The following is a 14,219-nucleotide window of genomic DNA, read 5'->3' as shown; positions in this document are numbered from 1 at the left end:
CTCCGTCGCGTTGGCCACCGTACGCCACCCGACCCTGTGCTTGCGCTCGATCGCACGCATGGACATTCCGGCGCGAAGATCCTGGCGGATCGCCGCGTACAGTTCAACTTTCGACATGTCAGACACCGGCAGGCTCCCCTCACCCCGCGACCCGTAATTCCACTATAACCGCAGGTTCTGCCGCGAATCCGTGACTCCGCAACGCCCCCGTCGAGATTCGTGAGCAAACGCTGTCACGGTTGATGAACAGGCCGTACTACTGCTCGTGCGCGTGGATTCAGCACCACTTGGCTCTGGCGGGACAGACGGTCCATCCTCTGCCGTCGGGGCGCGGTACTCGATGCCACTTCGACTGCCCGGAGTTGCCGCCGGGTTTCGTGGACGGTTCGGAACGCGGCACCTGCCGACGGACACCAGCGCCCGGCATTGTCGCCCAGGCCGAGTCGTCGACGGCACCATGATGGGCTGCGATGTCGACATAGTCGTCGGTTGTGGCGCTGTGAACTCCGAAACCGATCACGACGGCCACGGCCGCGGCGACCGCGATACCGGCGCCACGAGTGAAGCATTGCGTGTTGTTCGAGCGCATGTGGTGAATCTCCTGGGCGTCGAAGTCGATCGCATCATCCATGGCGAGCTCTTCGGTCAGGCTTGCCGCTGTCCGCGAGGGCGGCGCTGGGCGCCTGTTCGACGCTGACCACATTCGCGGTCGAGCCGATGCGGGCGCCGAGGTCGGCGAAGAAGCGGTTGGGGTCGATGACCGCTTCCGGTGGATGGACTCCGGGCGCTTGTGCGGTGCCGTCGAGGAGCTGGGCGAGGCCCAGTGCCAGGGGGATTCCGGTGAATCGGGCCATATCGGCGGTGAATCGGGCGATTTCGGCGGTATGGGTGAGATGGGCTAGGACCGTGCGGTGTTCGCCTCCCGCGCTACCGGTGACCGCGGCGAAGAACGGCGGCAGGGTGCCGTGCGAGCCGAACGTGGTGGCGCGGGGTATGGCTCGAAGCGTCCGCCGCAAGCTGGGCTCGGCCAGCTCCCTCGCCGCGGATTCGTTGGTGAGTCTGCCTTTGTCGATGTCGGTGCGCAGCACATCCAGGTAGGCCGCGGTGCCCGGCGTGACGACCATGAGGTTTGCGGCGTCCCCGGAGGGCGCGAGGGATCGGTGCAGGGTGACCGGTTCGGGGTGTCCCACGGTGTAGGCGGTGCCGCGGCGCCGGCCGGGTAGGGCCAAGGTGACCGCGCGTAAGGGCGCTTCCTCGGTCAGGAGGCCGCCGCGGACGACGGTGATGGCGCCGCTGATCTGCTGCATCCAGTGCACCGCGGCAGCCGATGGTTCGCCTCCCGCGCCCAGCGTTTCGGCGGTGTTTAGCGCCTCGGGAACGTCGACGGGCCATGCGGTGTAAGCGTTTTCGACGCGATCGAGGTCTCGGGCGGCTCGGGCCGCGAGCAGGTTGCTCACCCCGGGGCTGGCTCCCATGCCGATGATCGCGCACACCCCGGCGCCGCGGGCCGCGGCGTCGAGTTCGAGCATCCGCAACGTCGGCTCCCAGTCGTCGCAGATGTCGAGATAGTGCGTCCGCGTCCGGATCGCCGCCGCCAGTATCGACAAGCCGAAGCGGTAATACGGCCCGACCGTATTGAGCACCACGTCGGCGTCGCCCAGCGCGCCGTGCAGATCGTCGGACTCGGTCACATCCACCCGGCGCGCGCGGACGACAGCACCGTGTCCGGCCAACGCCTGGGCCAGCGCTTGCGCCGCGGCGAGGTCGCGATCGGCCACAACGACTTCGGTCACGGCGGGCAGGGTGATGGCAGCTCGGACGGCCGCCGCTCCCATTGCCCCGGACCCGCCCAGTGCGAGAACTCGCATGGCACCTCCTATCAAAATACAAACGATCGTTTTTGATACGAACGAATGTATCATGATCACATTCGGTATCACACCCCCGGAGGAACACATGGGCGCCCGCCTCTCGGTCGGTCGGTTCGAAGATCACTGCGGCGCACACGATCACGACCCGTCGTGGCCGATCCGCAGGCTTGTCGCACGAGAGGCGTGGTGCGGCATCGTCATCGGTTCGGTGACGCTGCCCTACATGACCCCGGCCGCCGCCGCGGTACCGGACTGGGCGCAGTTGCTCGGGCTGGCCATGCTGGTGCGCGCGCTGATGCTGAGGTTGCACTGCTGGCGTGAGCTGATAGCACAGGGGCTGAGACGGTCGGGAATGCCCGCTTCGGCCCGGCTGCGCGAGCAGGTGCGAGGCGAACGCCGTATTCGCCTGGGCGCTTTCGCGGTCGGGGGTGCGACCGTGGCACTACTGCCGATTCCACCGACCTGGGTGGGATTCTGGTTCGCGCTGGGCGTCGCGACCATTGCCCTGGCAGCGATGACGCTGGTCGCCCAGCAGACGGCTACCGTTGCGCGCCGCCGGCCTCTCGGCCCGCGTCCTCGACCACGTCTCCGATGACCTCGGCATAGAGCCGGAAGAGGCGCAGCCGATCCTGCGATGATTGCCGGCGCAGCAGCTGTGCCCAGCATTCGGCTACCACCGCGCGGGCGTGCACGCCGGGCCACGGTTGCGGCACCAACTCCGGCGGCAGCAGCGGGTCGGGGTCGGTGGCCCTGGTGAACTCGGCGGCGAGTTCGATGGCTACGGTGAGGATCTCCGATGAGGACAGCTCCCGCGGACCGGTGAGTCGATCGAGCCGGGCCCGGGCGACACCGAGCAGCCGGTCATGGCGCGCGGCGATCTCCTCCAGCGGCCACAGCCGGGCGACGATCTCCCGCGGCGAATCGAGCTCGCCCATGCGGAGATTCGTGGTGGTGAGGCGGGTCGTGTAGCCGCCGACACCGAGTTCGTCGACCAATGCCTCGATGTAGGGTTCCCACGGATTCGGCGAGACATAGAGCCCGCCTTGAATGGCCGCGCCGCCGAGGTGGACGATGCCATCGCGCATTGCGTCCCGCGCCTGCCGCTCGACCTCGGGAATGGCGAACGCGACCAGATGCCAGTTCCCATCCCAGGGCGCGGCGCCACGGTCCTGGTCGTACATGAAGCGGATGAACTCGACGTTCGGTTCGACCGCGCCGCGGATCTCCGCATCGACCCGCAGCGACGCGCGACGGCCGCGCCCCTGCTGCACGAGTTGCCCCTCGGCGACGAGTCGCCGAATGTGCAGGCGCACCTGCTGATCGGTCATGCCGAGGGCGTTCGCCACCGCATAGAGCTCGGCCGCGTCGATGGTCGCATCCTCCCGGATCATGCTTTCGACAAGCACCCTGGTCGGTATATCGACCTCGACGTCCACGTTCTCTCCCTCTCGCAGCAGCAACCCCGGCTATTCGTTCAACTCTACAACGATAGTTTCTGATTTGAACGCTACGGTGGGGTGATGCAGTCGCACCGACGGAAGTCCATCCGCATCCTGATGTCGATCCTGGCCGTCGTCGCGGCGTGCGCGACGGCAGGCAGGGGGGTGGTGTATCAGCACACCTACGACCTGCGAGAGGAGCGCGTCACCATCCCGGGTGCGCGGCAACCACTACAAGGCGTACTCGCTCTCCCCGGGCACGGCGAGGGCCCCTTCGGTCTGGTGGTGTTCGTGCACGGCGACGGGCCCAGGGGTGCCACCGGCGAGACGTTCTATCGGCCGATATGGGAGTCGTTCGCCGCCGCCGGATACGCCTCGTTGTCCTGGGGCAAGCCGGGAATCAATGGGGCGCAGGGCAATTGGCTCGACCAGAGCATGGCCGACCGGGCCGCGGAAACGCTCGCGGCCATCGAATGGGCACGCATGCGAACGCGGATCGATCCAGACCGGATCGGACTGTGGGGCGCCAGCCAAGCCGGCTGGGTACTGCCCGAGGTCGCCGCACAGGATTCCCGGTTGCGGTTCATGATCGCGGTCTCCCCCGCGGTCAACTGGCTACAGCAGGGCCGGTACAACACGCTTGCCGAACTCCGCGAGCGTGGCGCCACCCGAGCAGAGGTCGACGACGCACTCACCCGGCGGGAGCACACGCTGACCTTGCTCGAGCGGGCCGCGACTTTCCCGGAAGCCGAAGCCGCGGGCGTAACCGGGCTCACAGCCAACCGCTGGCGGTTCATCCAGAAGAACTACACCGCCGACGCCACCGCCGACCTGGCGCAAGTACGGATCCCGGTACTGCTGATACTGGCCGAGCACGACCTCAACGTCGACATCGCCGACACCGAACGCACCTATCGGGCGCAACTCGCCCGGCCGGACCAGCTTCAGGTGCGACGCTACAGCGACGCACGACACTCGCTGGTACGCAAAAGCATCGAGGACAGTGCGGTGAAGCCCTACCTCATCGCGCTCGCCGCACCACGCAAACTGTTCGCGGAGGGTTTCTGGCCGACCAACGCCGCTTCATCCAAGACACACATGCCTGCGCGTGAACTGGCGAGCATCCATCAATCCCGAGGGCACCCCTCGGTGACATGTCCTCGAATCCGAGGGGCTCGAAGCCAGTGGGCCTCCGTGGAGCTGGGCCAGGCGTACCACGAGTCGTGAAGGCCGCCGTGTCGCGAGGGTCGGCGAACCTCCATCGAGATCCCATGGGGTGCATGGCTACTCGTGGCGTACTGTCGAGCGCGCGAACCAGATCCCTTGCGGCGACGCGGTTTCCGTTTCGGCCAACCGTGCCCGAGGGACCGACGGGAGGCGACTCTGCGCACCGCCGGATGAGGGTGCACCAGCGCAGGCGAAACACATCACCACACACGGGCTTCGCCACACCATCCCCACCTGGGTCGAGCGCAACTTCGGATACGCCGTCGCATACGCCCACGCCGCACGCGGCGGCGGCCCGCTCCCAGCGGGCAAAACACATCTGGCCGATGTCGAGGAATGGGACGCGGCCGGCGAGCGTGATCATCTGTCGGTCCGTCGGTGTGCCGTGCACGGACACGGATGTGGACGCTGTCGTCATAGTCGAGCGCGACCTCGGTTCCCGTGCGTTCGGTCAGCATGGCCGCAAGCTGGAGCGCCTGCCGGGATCGGTTGGCACAACCCGCCCCCAACCCCTGTGTTGTGGTGAAGATCATGTCTCCCCCTTGCCGCCGAGCCGCCGCCATGCGCGATACCAATGGACGAGCGAGTGCCGAACCTCAAAAATGGCGGATGGGATACAGGCTTGGATACAGTGACCGAGATAAAGAAAGGCCCTCTACCAGCAATCACCTGGTAGAGGGCCTTCTTTTCGAGTGGTCCCAGCTGGGATCGAACCAGCGACCTTCCGCGTGTGAGGCGGACGCTCTCCCGCTGAGCTATGAGACCGAACTCTCCGTTCGAGCGGCGACTCGGTGCCGTCCGAACGAGATGGAACATTAGCACGCTCTACCGGTCAGCCACCAAATCGCCACCTGGACAGCACCGATTCGTCGTGTTGCGGATGAGACTCGTGAGACTTGGCGCGGCCCCGTACCGCCCCCGCGGCTCTACGTCGAGGCGACCGACCGAATCCCGAGTGTCCGTCCCGAAGGGAATTCTCGCCGCCCGGTAGAGGCCCGCCGCCCTTCGAACCGACAGCCGCGAGTCGGCAGGCACCTGGAGAGCTCCGGCCCGCCCGATGACACTCGCGATGACCGTCGGTGGGAGCGTTCGGAACGCGGCGCACACACCTCCCCAGTCCCCCACACCCCACCGGCCGCACCCGCCACACTCGCAACTTCGCCGTTTCCAGGCGTTCTACCAGCGGATTTGTACCTTTCACCGGGCGTCGGCTAATGTTCTGTCTCGCACCGAGGAGGCCAGAACGAAAGCCCCCGAGATGCAAATGCGGATGTAGCGCAGCTGGTAGCGCATCACCTTGCCAAGGTGAGGGTCGCGGGTTCGAATCCCGTCATCCGCTCGAGAGGTAGGGCCAGGCAGTGTAAACAGCCTTCCCCCTTTGCGCGGTGGAGTGGCCGAGTGGTGAGGCAACGGCCTGCAAAGCCGTGCACACGGGTTCGATTCCCGTCTCCACCTCGCGCGATTAGCTCAGCGGGAGAGCGCTTCCCTGACACGGAAGAGGTCACTGGTTCAATCCCAGTATCGCGCACCACCGTCTCACGAGGTCAGACCCGGTTTCCACCGGGTCTGATTTTGTTTGTGCCCAGCGAGTACGCCCAAACACCCCCCAGCACGCAAGGCATTGCCCTTCGGCGCCACCGAAACCTATGGCCCACCGCCACCAGCAACACCGCCAGCTGGAGCCTGCTACGGCCATCAGCGACGCGCGCAGCGCGAAGAACCCGGCCGACAAGCTCCACGTTCCTACCAGGGAGCCGGAGGCTGACCCGACACACGCCCAGGGCCAGCAGGTGGTGTCGACCCGCAATGTCGATCACCTACTGGGCCTGGCCCCGTCGGTTCGGTCGGTCGTTTCGCTGAGCGCCGGGTGGGCGAGAGCGATGACCCGTAACAGGCCCCGGACCTCCGGGTTTGCCTCCAAATGAGTAGTTGCCGGTGGCACCGGATGTTGAGAATCGATCGATTTTCAGCCACTGGTGTCCCGGAGAGGCCCGCCTGGAGAGTGCGAACTAGCGGGTGGGATAGCGCGGTTTCGAGCAGAATCGAGCGATGCTCGGGTGGGTGAGCGTCATTGGCGCGCAAGCACGTACGAAGTCGACCGCGCTGCGGGCGCGGATGGACACCAGCAGCAAGGGCGCGGGTCGCTGGGCGGGTCGGATCCGGTTGTTTCCCGCGGTCGGTCTTGCGCTGGCCGCCGGGCTGGTCGTGGCCTTCGCCGCCTACGGGTTCCTGCGCTGGATCACCCCGGTAGACGCGAGCAAGGCCGCAGCCGAGATCGACGTCACCCGGGTCGCGTTGACCGTCGTCGCCGGAGTCGGTGGTGTGGTCGCGTTGGTCATCGCCTACCGGCGCCAGCGTGATCTCGAGCAGAGCCGGTTCGTCGAACGCTTCGGCGCCGCGGCCGCCCAACTCGGTGCCACCGATGTCGCGGTTCGCATCGCCGGGGTGTACGCGATGGCCGGTGTCGCCGACGAATCCGACGGGCTACACCGCCAGCAGTGCATCGACGTTTTGTGCGGCTACTTGCGGCTGCCCTACAGCCCCGAACTCGGCGGCAACCACCAGACCAAACACGTGCAGAAACGCATAGTCGGAGGAGATGCTGGAGAAGACGAGGACCACTTCGAGTACCGGCAGAACGACCATGAGGTGCGCGCAACCATCGTCCGCGTCATCGCAGACCACCTGCGCCCTGATGCCGAATACCGCTGGTCGACAAGCAACTTCGACTTTCGCACCGCCCACCTCGAAGACGTCGACTTCAACCACGCTGTGTTCGTCGGCTCCGTTCGGTTCGAAAAGGCTACGTTCAGCGGCTACGCCTCGTTCGACGAGGCCACGTTCAGCGACCACGCCTGGTTCGGCTACACCACGTTCAGCGGCGGCGCCACGTTCAACCAGGCCACGTTCAGCGGCGGCGCCACGTTCGCCAACGCCACGTTCAGCGGACACGCCTGGCTCGGCTACACCACGTTCAGCGGCGGCGCCACGTTCAACCAGGCCACGTTCAGCGGCGGCGCCACGTTCGACTACACCACGTTCAGCGGCTACGCCTGGTTCAGCCACGCCACGTTCAGCGACGCCTCGTTCCGCAACGCCACATTCAGCGACGCCTCGTTCAGCGACGCCACGTTCCGCAGCGACGCCTCATTCAGCGACGCCTCGTTCGGCAACGCCTCTTTCCGCGGCGCCACGTTCAGCGGCAACGCCGCGTTCGGTGAGGCCATGTTCAAGGGCGACATCTGGTTCGAACATGCCAAGTTCCGCGGCGACGACGCCTCGTTCGGCAACGCCTCGTTTCGCGACGCCTCCTTCCGCGACGCCACGTTCAGCGGCAACGCCTCGTTCGCCAACGCCAGCTTCCGCCGCGACACCTCGTTCGCCAACGCCACGTTCAGCCGCAGCGCATGGTTCATCAACGCCACGTTCAGCGGCAACGCTCGATTCGACGACGCCACGCTCAACGGCGAGACCTCATTCGTCGCGGCCTCGTTCAGCGACGGCACTTCGTTCGAAGGTGTTGTGTTCGCGGGCCAGACAGGTTTCCAGTCCACTGATTTCGGTTCGGGACGAGTTGTCTTCACCACCCCAAGACAGTGGGGTCCGCCGCCTCCCGAGTTCGACTGGGGCGAGAACGGTGATGGTAAGCCCGCGAACATCGAGCCGACGGACTGGCCGCCAGCGCTGGCGACTTCGATGTAGCTCCCGCCGAAGGGGTGTTGAGAATCGTTCGGTTCTTGGACACCCCGGGCACGTGTCGGTTGGCCAAGGTTGTGACTCGCAGCGGAAGATGGCGGTGTTCTCGCATTGTCAGCTGGCGCCGATGACGAGGGTGCTGCGGGCGGTTTCGACGACGTCCGCTGTGACGGTGTGAAGCTCGTTGATCTTCATGACGCGGTGGATCTGAGCGAAGAGTCGTTGCAGGAGGCGGAAATTGCCGCCGGTGATGCGGGCGACCGCGGCGACGGCCTGTGCGTCGGTGAAGTCGTCGGGGTCGAGTTCGAGGCCGAGTTTGTGCCAGTGCCGGGACAGTACGAAGGTGAGTTCTTCACCGGACAGGGGCCGGTAGTGGTGGGCGAATCCGACGCGGCTGTAGAGCTGCGGGTAGCGGGAGAAGGTCTTCTCGATGCCGGTCATGCCGATGAACAGCAGCCCGTGATCCCCGCGGTCGTAGCGGTCACGCAGGTGTTCGATGGCGTTGGCCGAGCGTTCGGACTCGTCGATGACGACCAGCTCGATGTAGTCGACCGTCTCGTGTACGCGCCGGCCGGGGGCTACATGCTGGTCGATGCAGATGTTGACGCGGCTGTAGAGCTGTTGATGTCGTCGCGTAGTTCGCGCAGGGGTCCGGCGACGGTGGGTGTGTAGAACACGGTGCGCGAGCGGGACAGGGCGGCGTAGACGTCTTTGTCGGATTCCTCGCGCGACCCCCAGCTGGTGAGCAGGTGTTCGGCCTTGTCCCAGCGTGCGTAGCGGGTTGCCGAGAGTGTCTTCCCGATTCCTGCTGCGCCGTAGCAGATTCCGATGGTCCGGTCGCGTCTGACGGTGTCGGCGAACTCGACGAAGCGGCGGTGTTCCTTGGTGGCGATGAACGGCCAGTTCCGTGGCGCGGGCATAGTCAGTCCTCGCGGTAGGCGCGCAGCGGCGGTGCTGGAGGAGGTTTCGCCGGTTTCGATGGCACAGGCGGGCAATCGGGTGCGGGCAGGTAGTCGGTGACCACAGCGATGCGTTCGTTGATCTGGTCGCGGATCCGGCGTCGATAGGCGCGGCGGGCGGCCTGAATGTCTTTGAGCCCGATGGTGTCTCCGGTGTGGTCGGGGCTGACGGCCTTACACAGGAACCGGTTTTTGTGGAAGACCCGGATCTCGGTGATGTCGCGCGGGTCGTAGCGGATGGTGACCGATTCGCGGACGTAGGCGGCCAAGGCGGGATGCAGGTAGCGCAGACCCTGGAAGTGGAGGCCGTCGCGGTGCACGACACGCGCTGCGGCGACCCGCACCAGCAGCAGATCGAGCTGCTCGAGGGCCTCGGGCAGGCGCGGCAACCAGCCGTGTCCGACCCAGCAATCCTGTGGAGTGACACCGATTTCGGAGTGGACGCGCCGGTGATAGGTGGTGATGAACGCCCCGATCGCCTCGTCGAGCTGACGCAGCGACAGCGCCGGCGGGGTAACCGGCTTGCCGCCCACGAGGTGGCCGGGCAGCTCGGTCAGCAGTTCGGTGTTGATGCTGCCGAAGAACCGCTCGACCTTCCCGCGTCCCTGGGGTCGCGGCACGGCCGAGTGCACGATCTGGAACTTCAGGTCGGCGGCGACCTGAGCGAGATGATCGCTGACGAAGTCGCCGCCGTGATCGACGTAGAGGATCTCGGGAATCCCGCACATCGGCCACGTGGGATCGGGTTTGGTCCAGATCGCTTGGCGCAGTGCCAGGGATGTGTTCAACGCCGAGGGTGCGCCCAGGGTGACGGTGTAGCCGGGCACTGCCCGCGAGCAGTCGTCGAGGACCGCTGTCAGCCAGGGCCGCTTCGCAGTCCCGCTGTCGTCGATGAGGATGTCGAGCTGGGTGTGGTCGACCTGCCACATCGCGTTCGGGTGGTCGGCGCGGCGGCGGTAGACCAGTTCGCAGGTGTCGCGGAAGGCGGCGGCGCCGTCGTGTGCCAGGGTCGTCATCGCCGGGTCGATCGCGGTGACGATCGATCGGACAGTGTTGTAGGACACCGGTTTCCACCCCTGTGCCGCGGCGACGCGCGCGGCGCGGCGGGTGATCGTCGCCAGCGACGGGCACGGTCGGTGCAGCGCCATGCCCTCGATCAGCCGCACCAACTCCGGGTCGGTGCGCCGGCCGGTCGCCCGTCGTCGGGCCGGGGCAAGCCCGGCCAGGCCGGCAGTTCGGTAGCGCTGCAGCCACCGCTGCGCGGTCCGGGCGGCACGCCCGCCTGTCCCGCCGCGCGGATCAGTGGAACCCCGTCCTCGATATGAGGCCGCAGTACCTCGAAGCGGCTCATCGCCTGCCGACGAGCCGCGTCGGTCAGTTCGGCCAACCCGACCGCAGTCACGCCTCCATTTTCGCTGTGGCAGCGGTGAGATGCCGGTAAATGGTGGGCGGGTGACACCGAACTCGGCCGCGATCTGCTCGACGGTGTAGCGGCGCTTGCCGCGCTCGTCGTACATCTGCCGCGCCAGATCCACCTGTCGGGGTCCGAGTTTGGGTTTCTGTCCGCCGGTGCGGCCGCGGGCGCGGGCGGCGGCCAGGCCGTCACGGGTGCGTTCGGACATCAGGGCGTGCTCGAATTCGGCGATGGCGCCGAGGATCTGGAAGAACATGCGCCCGACAGCGGTGGAGGTGTCGATGCCTTGGTCGAGGACCACCAGATCCACACCGCGGTCCTGCAGGGTCTTCGACAGTTCGATCAGGTGCTCGAGGGAGCGGCCGAGCCGGTCGAGTTTGGTTACCACCAGTTGGTCTTCGGGCCGGTTGGCCACCAGCAGCGCCTTGCTCAGCTCAGGCCGCGAGGCCAGCTTCCCCGACGCCTTGTCGAGGAAGATCTGCTCGCAGCCGGCCGCGGTGAGTGCGTCGTGCTGGGCCTCCGGATGCTGATCGCGGGTCGAGACCCGTCCATAGCCGATTCGCATGCGGCGCAGTGTATTGCGAACCCCCGACATGTTGACATTGCCGCGTACACGGCAACCTTTACAGATTCGGCGGCATCCGACCTGCGGGAATCTTCAGCACCCCAGAGTGTCTCGTGACGTTCGTATCCGGACGCTGATGGCAGTTGTCCGAACCGTCGCACTTTCTCACCCGTTGACGTGAACCTCCATAAGTAGCCGATTGCAGGACGGTCTGCGCGTCAGGCACCTCTAGTTCAGGGCAGCAGCTGCCCCGTCACTGCGGACCAACGTCACTTTGGGGACGTCACCGGGCCCGGAGGCCATCGAGGACAAGTGAGACGACCGCAGCGGATTCGGCTTCGGTCTCGGGAAAGTCCCATTCCGCAGCGTGTTTCGGATCATGGAAGCGGCTCGTCGCGTTCAGGACGGCCCGTGCGATCATCTCCGGTTCGTCCGTAACGAAGTCGCCGGCGGCGACACCGTCGATGATGATGTCCCGCAGTTGGGCGACCAGAAAGCCGACATGGTCGCTGGACACGGCGCTGTGCTCGACCGCCAGCACTCGGAAGGTGGCGAACAGCTCCGGGTCCGCCCCGGCTTTCGCCCACTTCATGGCGAACATGGTGGTGAGCAGTGCTCGCAACCGCTCGGCCGGAGGCAGTTCGGAGTTCTGCGCAATGATGGCGAGTTCGTTCCGCACCTGGTCGAGCCAGCGCCGGATCACGGCCTCGCGGAGCGCGGCCTTGGATGCGAAGTGCCGGTACACGCTGCCGTGGCTCACGCCCAGCTGCCGTGCGACGTCGAGCACCGTCGTCTTGTCCGGACCGTGTCGGCGCAGCAGCTCCTCGGTGGCCGACACAATCGTCTCCGCGTCGAGCGGCTCCCCGCGCATCGGGTCTCCTTGTCTCCTTGTCGGCTGGTCGCGTCACCAGCGTCGCGGACCTATGTCGCGACGAGTCATCGGTCAATATTCTCGCATGACTGACAATTATTGAAATCTGTCATTACAATTCTATAAGGTGGGGTATCGCACTACCACCGACTGAGGAGACTCGTCATCAACACATCCACTGCTTCCATTGCCGGTCGCTCCGTGTTTCGGATCGGCTACGGCGCGGCCCAACTCTCGCGGCTGCATGACCGCCACGACGAGGCCGTCGCCTTGCTCCGGCGTGCCGTCGAGCTGGGCGTCAATCATGTCGACACCGCCGAGTTCTATGGCTTCAGCTTCGCCAACACCGTGATCCGCCAGGCCCTGCGCCCCGAGGACGACGTGCTGGTCGTCACCAAAATCGGCGCCGACCCCAACCCGGTCGGGCCTGTGCCGCTACGGATCGCGCAGCGGCCCGAACAGCTGCGGGCCAGCGTCGAGGACAACCTGCGCAGCCTTGGCCTCGACCAACTCCCGGTGGTCAACCTGCGACGCCTGGATACCGGCCCCGGACTGCGTCCGGAAGGCGACCAGGTAGTCGACCTCGACGACCAGCTGGCGACCATGACCGCCCTGCGTGACGAGGGCAAGATCGGCGCAATCGGCCTGAGTAGCGTCACCCTCGACGGCCTGCGCCGCGCCCTGCCGGCTGGCATCGCCTGCGTGCAGAACGCCTACAGCCTCGTTTCCCGTGACGACGAGGACACGCTGCGACTGTGCATGGCCGAGGGCATCGCGTGGGTGCCGTTCTTCCCGCTCGGCGGAGGATTCCCGAGCTTGCCGAAGGTCGGTGACGAGCCAGCTGTGCACGCCGTGGCCGAATCCCTGGAGGTGACCCCATCCCAGGTCGCTCTCGCTTGGCTGCTGCACCATGCGCCGAATATCCTGCTCATTCCCGGCACCGTCGACCCCGCCCACATGGAGGTCAATATGGCGGTCGGCGAGATCACCTTCGACGCGCACACACTGGCCTTCCTCGACGCCGTCGAGTCCCGCTCCAACAACGTCGCGATCGGCGCGGCGTCGTGAAGGCCGTGGTCTACCGCGACAACGGAGGTCCAGACGTTCTCCACCTGGTCGACCGCGAACCGCCCGTGCCCGGCCCCGGCGAGGTCCGCGTCCGAGTGGCCGTGTCCGGGGTCAACCCCACCGACTGGCAGGCCCGCGCCGGCCAGGCCATGGCGTTCCCGGAGATCACGCCGCACCTCGACGGCGCCGGTGTGATCGACGCCGTCGGCGAAAGGGGCGATACGAGTGTGGTCGGCCAGCGGGTGTGGCTGTTCATGGCCGCAGCGGGCCGGCCCACCGGCACCGCCGCGGAATTCACCGTCGTACCGGCCGGGCAGGCCGTGCCACTGCCGGACGAGGCCAGTTTCGATGTCGGCGCAGCCCTCGGTGTTCCCGCACTGACCGCGCACCGCGCACTCACCGTCGCCGAAGACGGGCCGCGCCGGCTGCGGCCCGGCGCACTGGCGGACAAGGTGGTACTCGCTGCGGGCGGGGCCGGGGCGGTCGGGCACGCGGTGATCCAGCTCGCCCGCTGGGCCGGTGCCACCGTGATCAGCACAGTCAGCAACACCGAGAAGGCCCGGCTGGCCGCCGCCGCCGGGGCCCACCACGTGGTCAACTACCGCGAGGGCGACCCGGCCGCCGAGATTCGCGCGATCGCTGCTGACGGCGTGGACATCGTCGCCGAGGTAGCACTCGGCACGAACCTCCCCCTGGACCTGGCCGTGCTGCGTCCGCGCGGCACGATCTCGATCTACGCCAACGACGGCGGCAAACCGGTCGAACTGAACGTTGCGCAGAACATGGTGCGCAACACCCGCCTGCAGTTCATAGTGCTCTACACCGCCGGTCCTGACGTCCGCGCCGCTGCCGTCGCAGACGTCTCCGCCGCCGTCCGCGACGGCGCCCTGCCGGTCGGCGAGCAACACGGCCTGCCCCTGGTCCGCTTTCCCCTCCACCGCATCGCGGATGCCCATCGGGCAGTCGAAGGCGGCGCGGTCGGCAAGGTCCTGGTCGACGTCACGTCGTGACGGTCCTCGTCATCGGCGCGCCATCCAACGGTGCGAGAACACCGCCACATATCGCTGCGAGTCACACCCAGGTCGCACGAACCGGTCATGTGTCGATAA

Annotated in this window: 12 protein-coding genes and 4 tRNA genes; 8 read left to right on the top strand and 8 right to left on the bottom strand. The window is 66.8% G+C overall.

The annotated features are described in order from the left end of the window. Positions 1 to 277 precede the first annotated feature (277 nt). Positions 278 to 631 (bottom strand): hypothetical protein, encoded by a 354-nt coding sequence (locus ACRWNM_RS27255; RefSeq protein ID WP_431970946.1) that lies wholly within the window; start codon positions 629 to 631, stop codon positions 278 to 280. After that, positions 624 to 1,868: a saccharopine dehydrogenase family protein gene (locus ACRWNM_RS27250; protein WP_431970945.1), complete on the bottom strand. Its 1,245-nt coding sequence runs from the start codon at positions 1,866 to 1,868 to the stop codon at positions 624 to 626. The genes ACRWNM_RS27255 and ACRWNM_RS27250 overlap by 8 nt, the downstream gene beginning before the upstream one ends. 52 nt (positions 1,869 to 1,920) lie before the next feature. Here ACRWNM_RS27250 and ACRWNM_RS27245 point away from each other — a divergent pair, with 52 nt between their 5' ends. Next, the gene (locus ACRWNM_RS27245; protein ID WP_431970944.1) at positions 1,921 to 2,466 is read left to right on the top strand and encodes a hypothetical protein; all 546 of its coding nucleotides are present in this window, start codon (positions 1,921 to 1,923) and stop codon (positions 2,464 to 2,466) included. On the opposite strand, the gene ACRWNM_RS27240 is transcribed toward ACRWNM_RS27245, so the two are convergent. Beyond that, entirely contained in the window at positions 2,411 to 3,307 is an 897-nt protein-coding gene (locus ACRWNM_RS27240) for a PaaX family transcriptional regulator C-terminal domain-containing protein (RefSeq protein ID WP_431970943.1), read from the bottom strand. The two genes, ACRWNM_RS27245 and ACRWNM_RS27240, sit on opposite strands and share 56 nt — an antisense overlap. 114 nt (positions 3,308 to 3,421) lie before the next feature. On the opposite strand from ACRWNM_RS27240, the gene ACRWNM_RS27235 reads away from it, so the two are divergent. Further along, a complete protein-coding gene (locus ACRWNM_RS27235) occupies positions 3,422 to 4,537 on the top strand; it encodes an alpha/beta hydrolase family protein (RefSeq protein ID WP_431970990.1) in 1,116 nt (371 codons plus the stop codon). Positions 4,538 to 5,230: 693 nt separating this feature from the next. On the opposite strand, the gene ACRWNM_RS27230 is transcribed toward ACRWNM_RS27235, so the two are convergent. Continuing rightward, positions 5,231 to 5,302: transfer RNA gene (locus ACRWNM_RS27230), tRNA-Val, on the bottom strand. A gap of 501 nt (positions 5,303 to 5,803) precedes the next feature. Between ACRWNM_RS27230 and ACRWNM_RS27225 the strand changes: the two genes are divergently transcribed. The 4 genes from ACRWNM_RS27225 (at position 5,804) to ACRWNM_RS27210 (ending at position 8,239) form a co-directional block, all read left to right on the top strand. Next, a tRNA-Gly gene (locus ACRWNM_RS27225) sits at positions 5,804 to 5,876 on the top strand. Positions 5,877 to 5,921: 45 nt separating this feature from the next. Then, positions 5,922 to 5,992, top strand: a tRNA-Cys gene (locus ACRWNM_RS27220). Between the two features lies 1 nt (position 5,993). Further along, a tRNA-Val gene (locus ACRWNM_RS27215) sits at positions 5,994 to 6,068 on the top strand. Between the two features lie 530 nt (positions 6,069 to 6,598). Continuing rightward, complete coding sequence (locus tag ACRWNM_RS27210; protein ID WP_431970942.1) at positions 6,599 to 8,239, top strand: pentapeptide repeat-containing protein; 1,641 nt, start codon at positions 6,599 to 6,601, stop codon at positions 8,237 to 8,239. Positions 8,240 to 8,347: 108 nt separating this feature from the next. On the opposite strand, the gene ACRWNM_RS27205 is transcribed toward ACRWNM_RS27210, so the two are convergent. The 4 genes from ACRWNM_RS27205 to ACRWNM_RS27190 all read right to left on the bottom strand — a co-directional run bounded on the left by ACRWNM_RS27205 (position 8,348) and on the right by ACRWNM_RS27190 (position 12,042). Next, entirely contained in the window at positions 8,348 to 8,674 is a 327-nt protein-coding gene (locus ACRWNM_RS27205; protein ID WP_431970941.1) for an ATP-binding protein, read from the bottom strand. A gap of 137 nt (positions 8,675 to 8,811) precedes the next feature. Beyond that, positions 8,812 to 9,153 (bottom strand): AAA family ATPase, encoded by a 342-nt coding sequence (locus ACRWNM_RS27200; protein ID WP_431970940.1) that lies wholly within the window; start codon positions 9,151 to 9,153, stop codon positions 8,812 to 8,814. Positions 9,154 to 9,155: 2 nt separating this feature from the next. Then, complete coding sequence (locus ACRWNM_RS27195) at positions 9,156 to 11,171, bottom strand: recombinase family protein (protein WP_431970939.1); 2,016 nt, start codon at positions 11,169 to 11,171, stop codon at positions 9,156 to 9,158. Between the two features lie 283 nt (positions 11,172 to 11,454). Beyond that, on the bottom strand, positions 11,455 to 12,042 hold the full coding sequence (locus tag ACRWNM_RS27190; protein WP_431970938.1) for a TetR family transcriptional regulator: 588 nt from the start codon (positions 12,040 to 12,042) through the stop codon (positions 11,455 to 11,457). Positions 12,043 to 12,192: 150 nt separating this feature from the next. On the opposite strand from ACRWNM_RS27190, the gene ACRWNM_RS27185 reads away from it, so the two are divergent. Both ACRWNM_RS27185 and ACRWNM_RS27180 read left to right on the top strand, forming a co-directional pair. Further along, positions 12,193 to 13,110: an aldo/keto reductase gene (locus ACRWNM_RS27185; protein WP_431970989.1), complete on the top strand. Its 918-nt coding sequence runs from the start codon at positions 12,193 to 12,195 to the stop codon at positions 13,108 to 13,110. Further along, positions 13,107 to 14,120, top strand: coding sequence for an NADPH:quinone reductase (locus ACRWNM_RS27180; protein ID WP_431970937.1), 1,014 nt, complete (start codon positions 13,107 to 13,109; stop codon positions 14,118 to 14,120). Before ACRWNM_RS27185 ends, ACRWNM_RS27180 begins: the two co-directional genes overlap by 4 nt. Positions 14,121 to 14,219 lie beyond the last annotated feature (99 nt).

Origin of the sequence: Nocardia sp. bgisy134, assembly GCF_965341865.1 — a bacterium.
GTDB lineage: Bacteria > Actinomycetota > Actinomycetes > Mycobacteriales > Mycobacteriaceae > Nocardia.
Note: the sequence above shows the minus strand (reverse complement) of the source record. Positions and strands in the feature narration are given on the sequence as shown.

Coding starts and splice junctions, on each gene's coding strand:
- ACRWNM_RS27205 (WP_431970941.1), bottom strand. CDS start 8,674: ATGACCGGCATCGAGAAGACCTTCTCCCGCTACCCGCAGCTCTACAGC.
- ACRWNM_RS27195 (WP_431970939.1), bottom strand. CDS start 11,171: ATGCGAATCGGCTATGGACGGGTCTCGACCCGCGATCAGCATCCGGAG.
- ACRWNM_RS27200 (WP_431970940.1), bottom strand. CDS start 9,153: ATGCCCGCGCCACGGAACTGGCCGTTCATCGCCACCAAGGAACACCGC.
- ACRWNM_RS27250 (WP_431970945.1), bottom strand. CDS start 1,868: ATGCGAGTTCTCGCACTGGGCGGGTCCGGGGCAATGGGAGCGGCGGCC.
- ACRWNM_RS27190 (WP_431970938.1), bottom strand. CDS start 12,042: ATGCGCGGGGAGCCGCTCGACGCGGAGACGATTGTGTCGGCCACCGAG.
- ACRWNM_RS27255 (WP_431970946.1), bottom strand. CDS start 631: ATGGATGATGCGATCGACTTCGACGCCCAGGAGATTCACCACATGCGC.
- ACRWNM_RS27245 (WP_431970944.1), top strand. CDS start 1,921: ATGATCACATTCGGTATCACACCCCCGGAGGAACACATGGGCGCCCGC.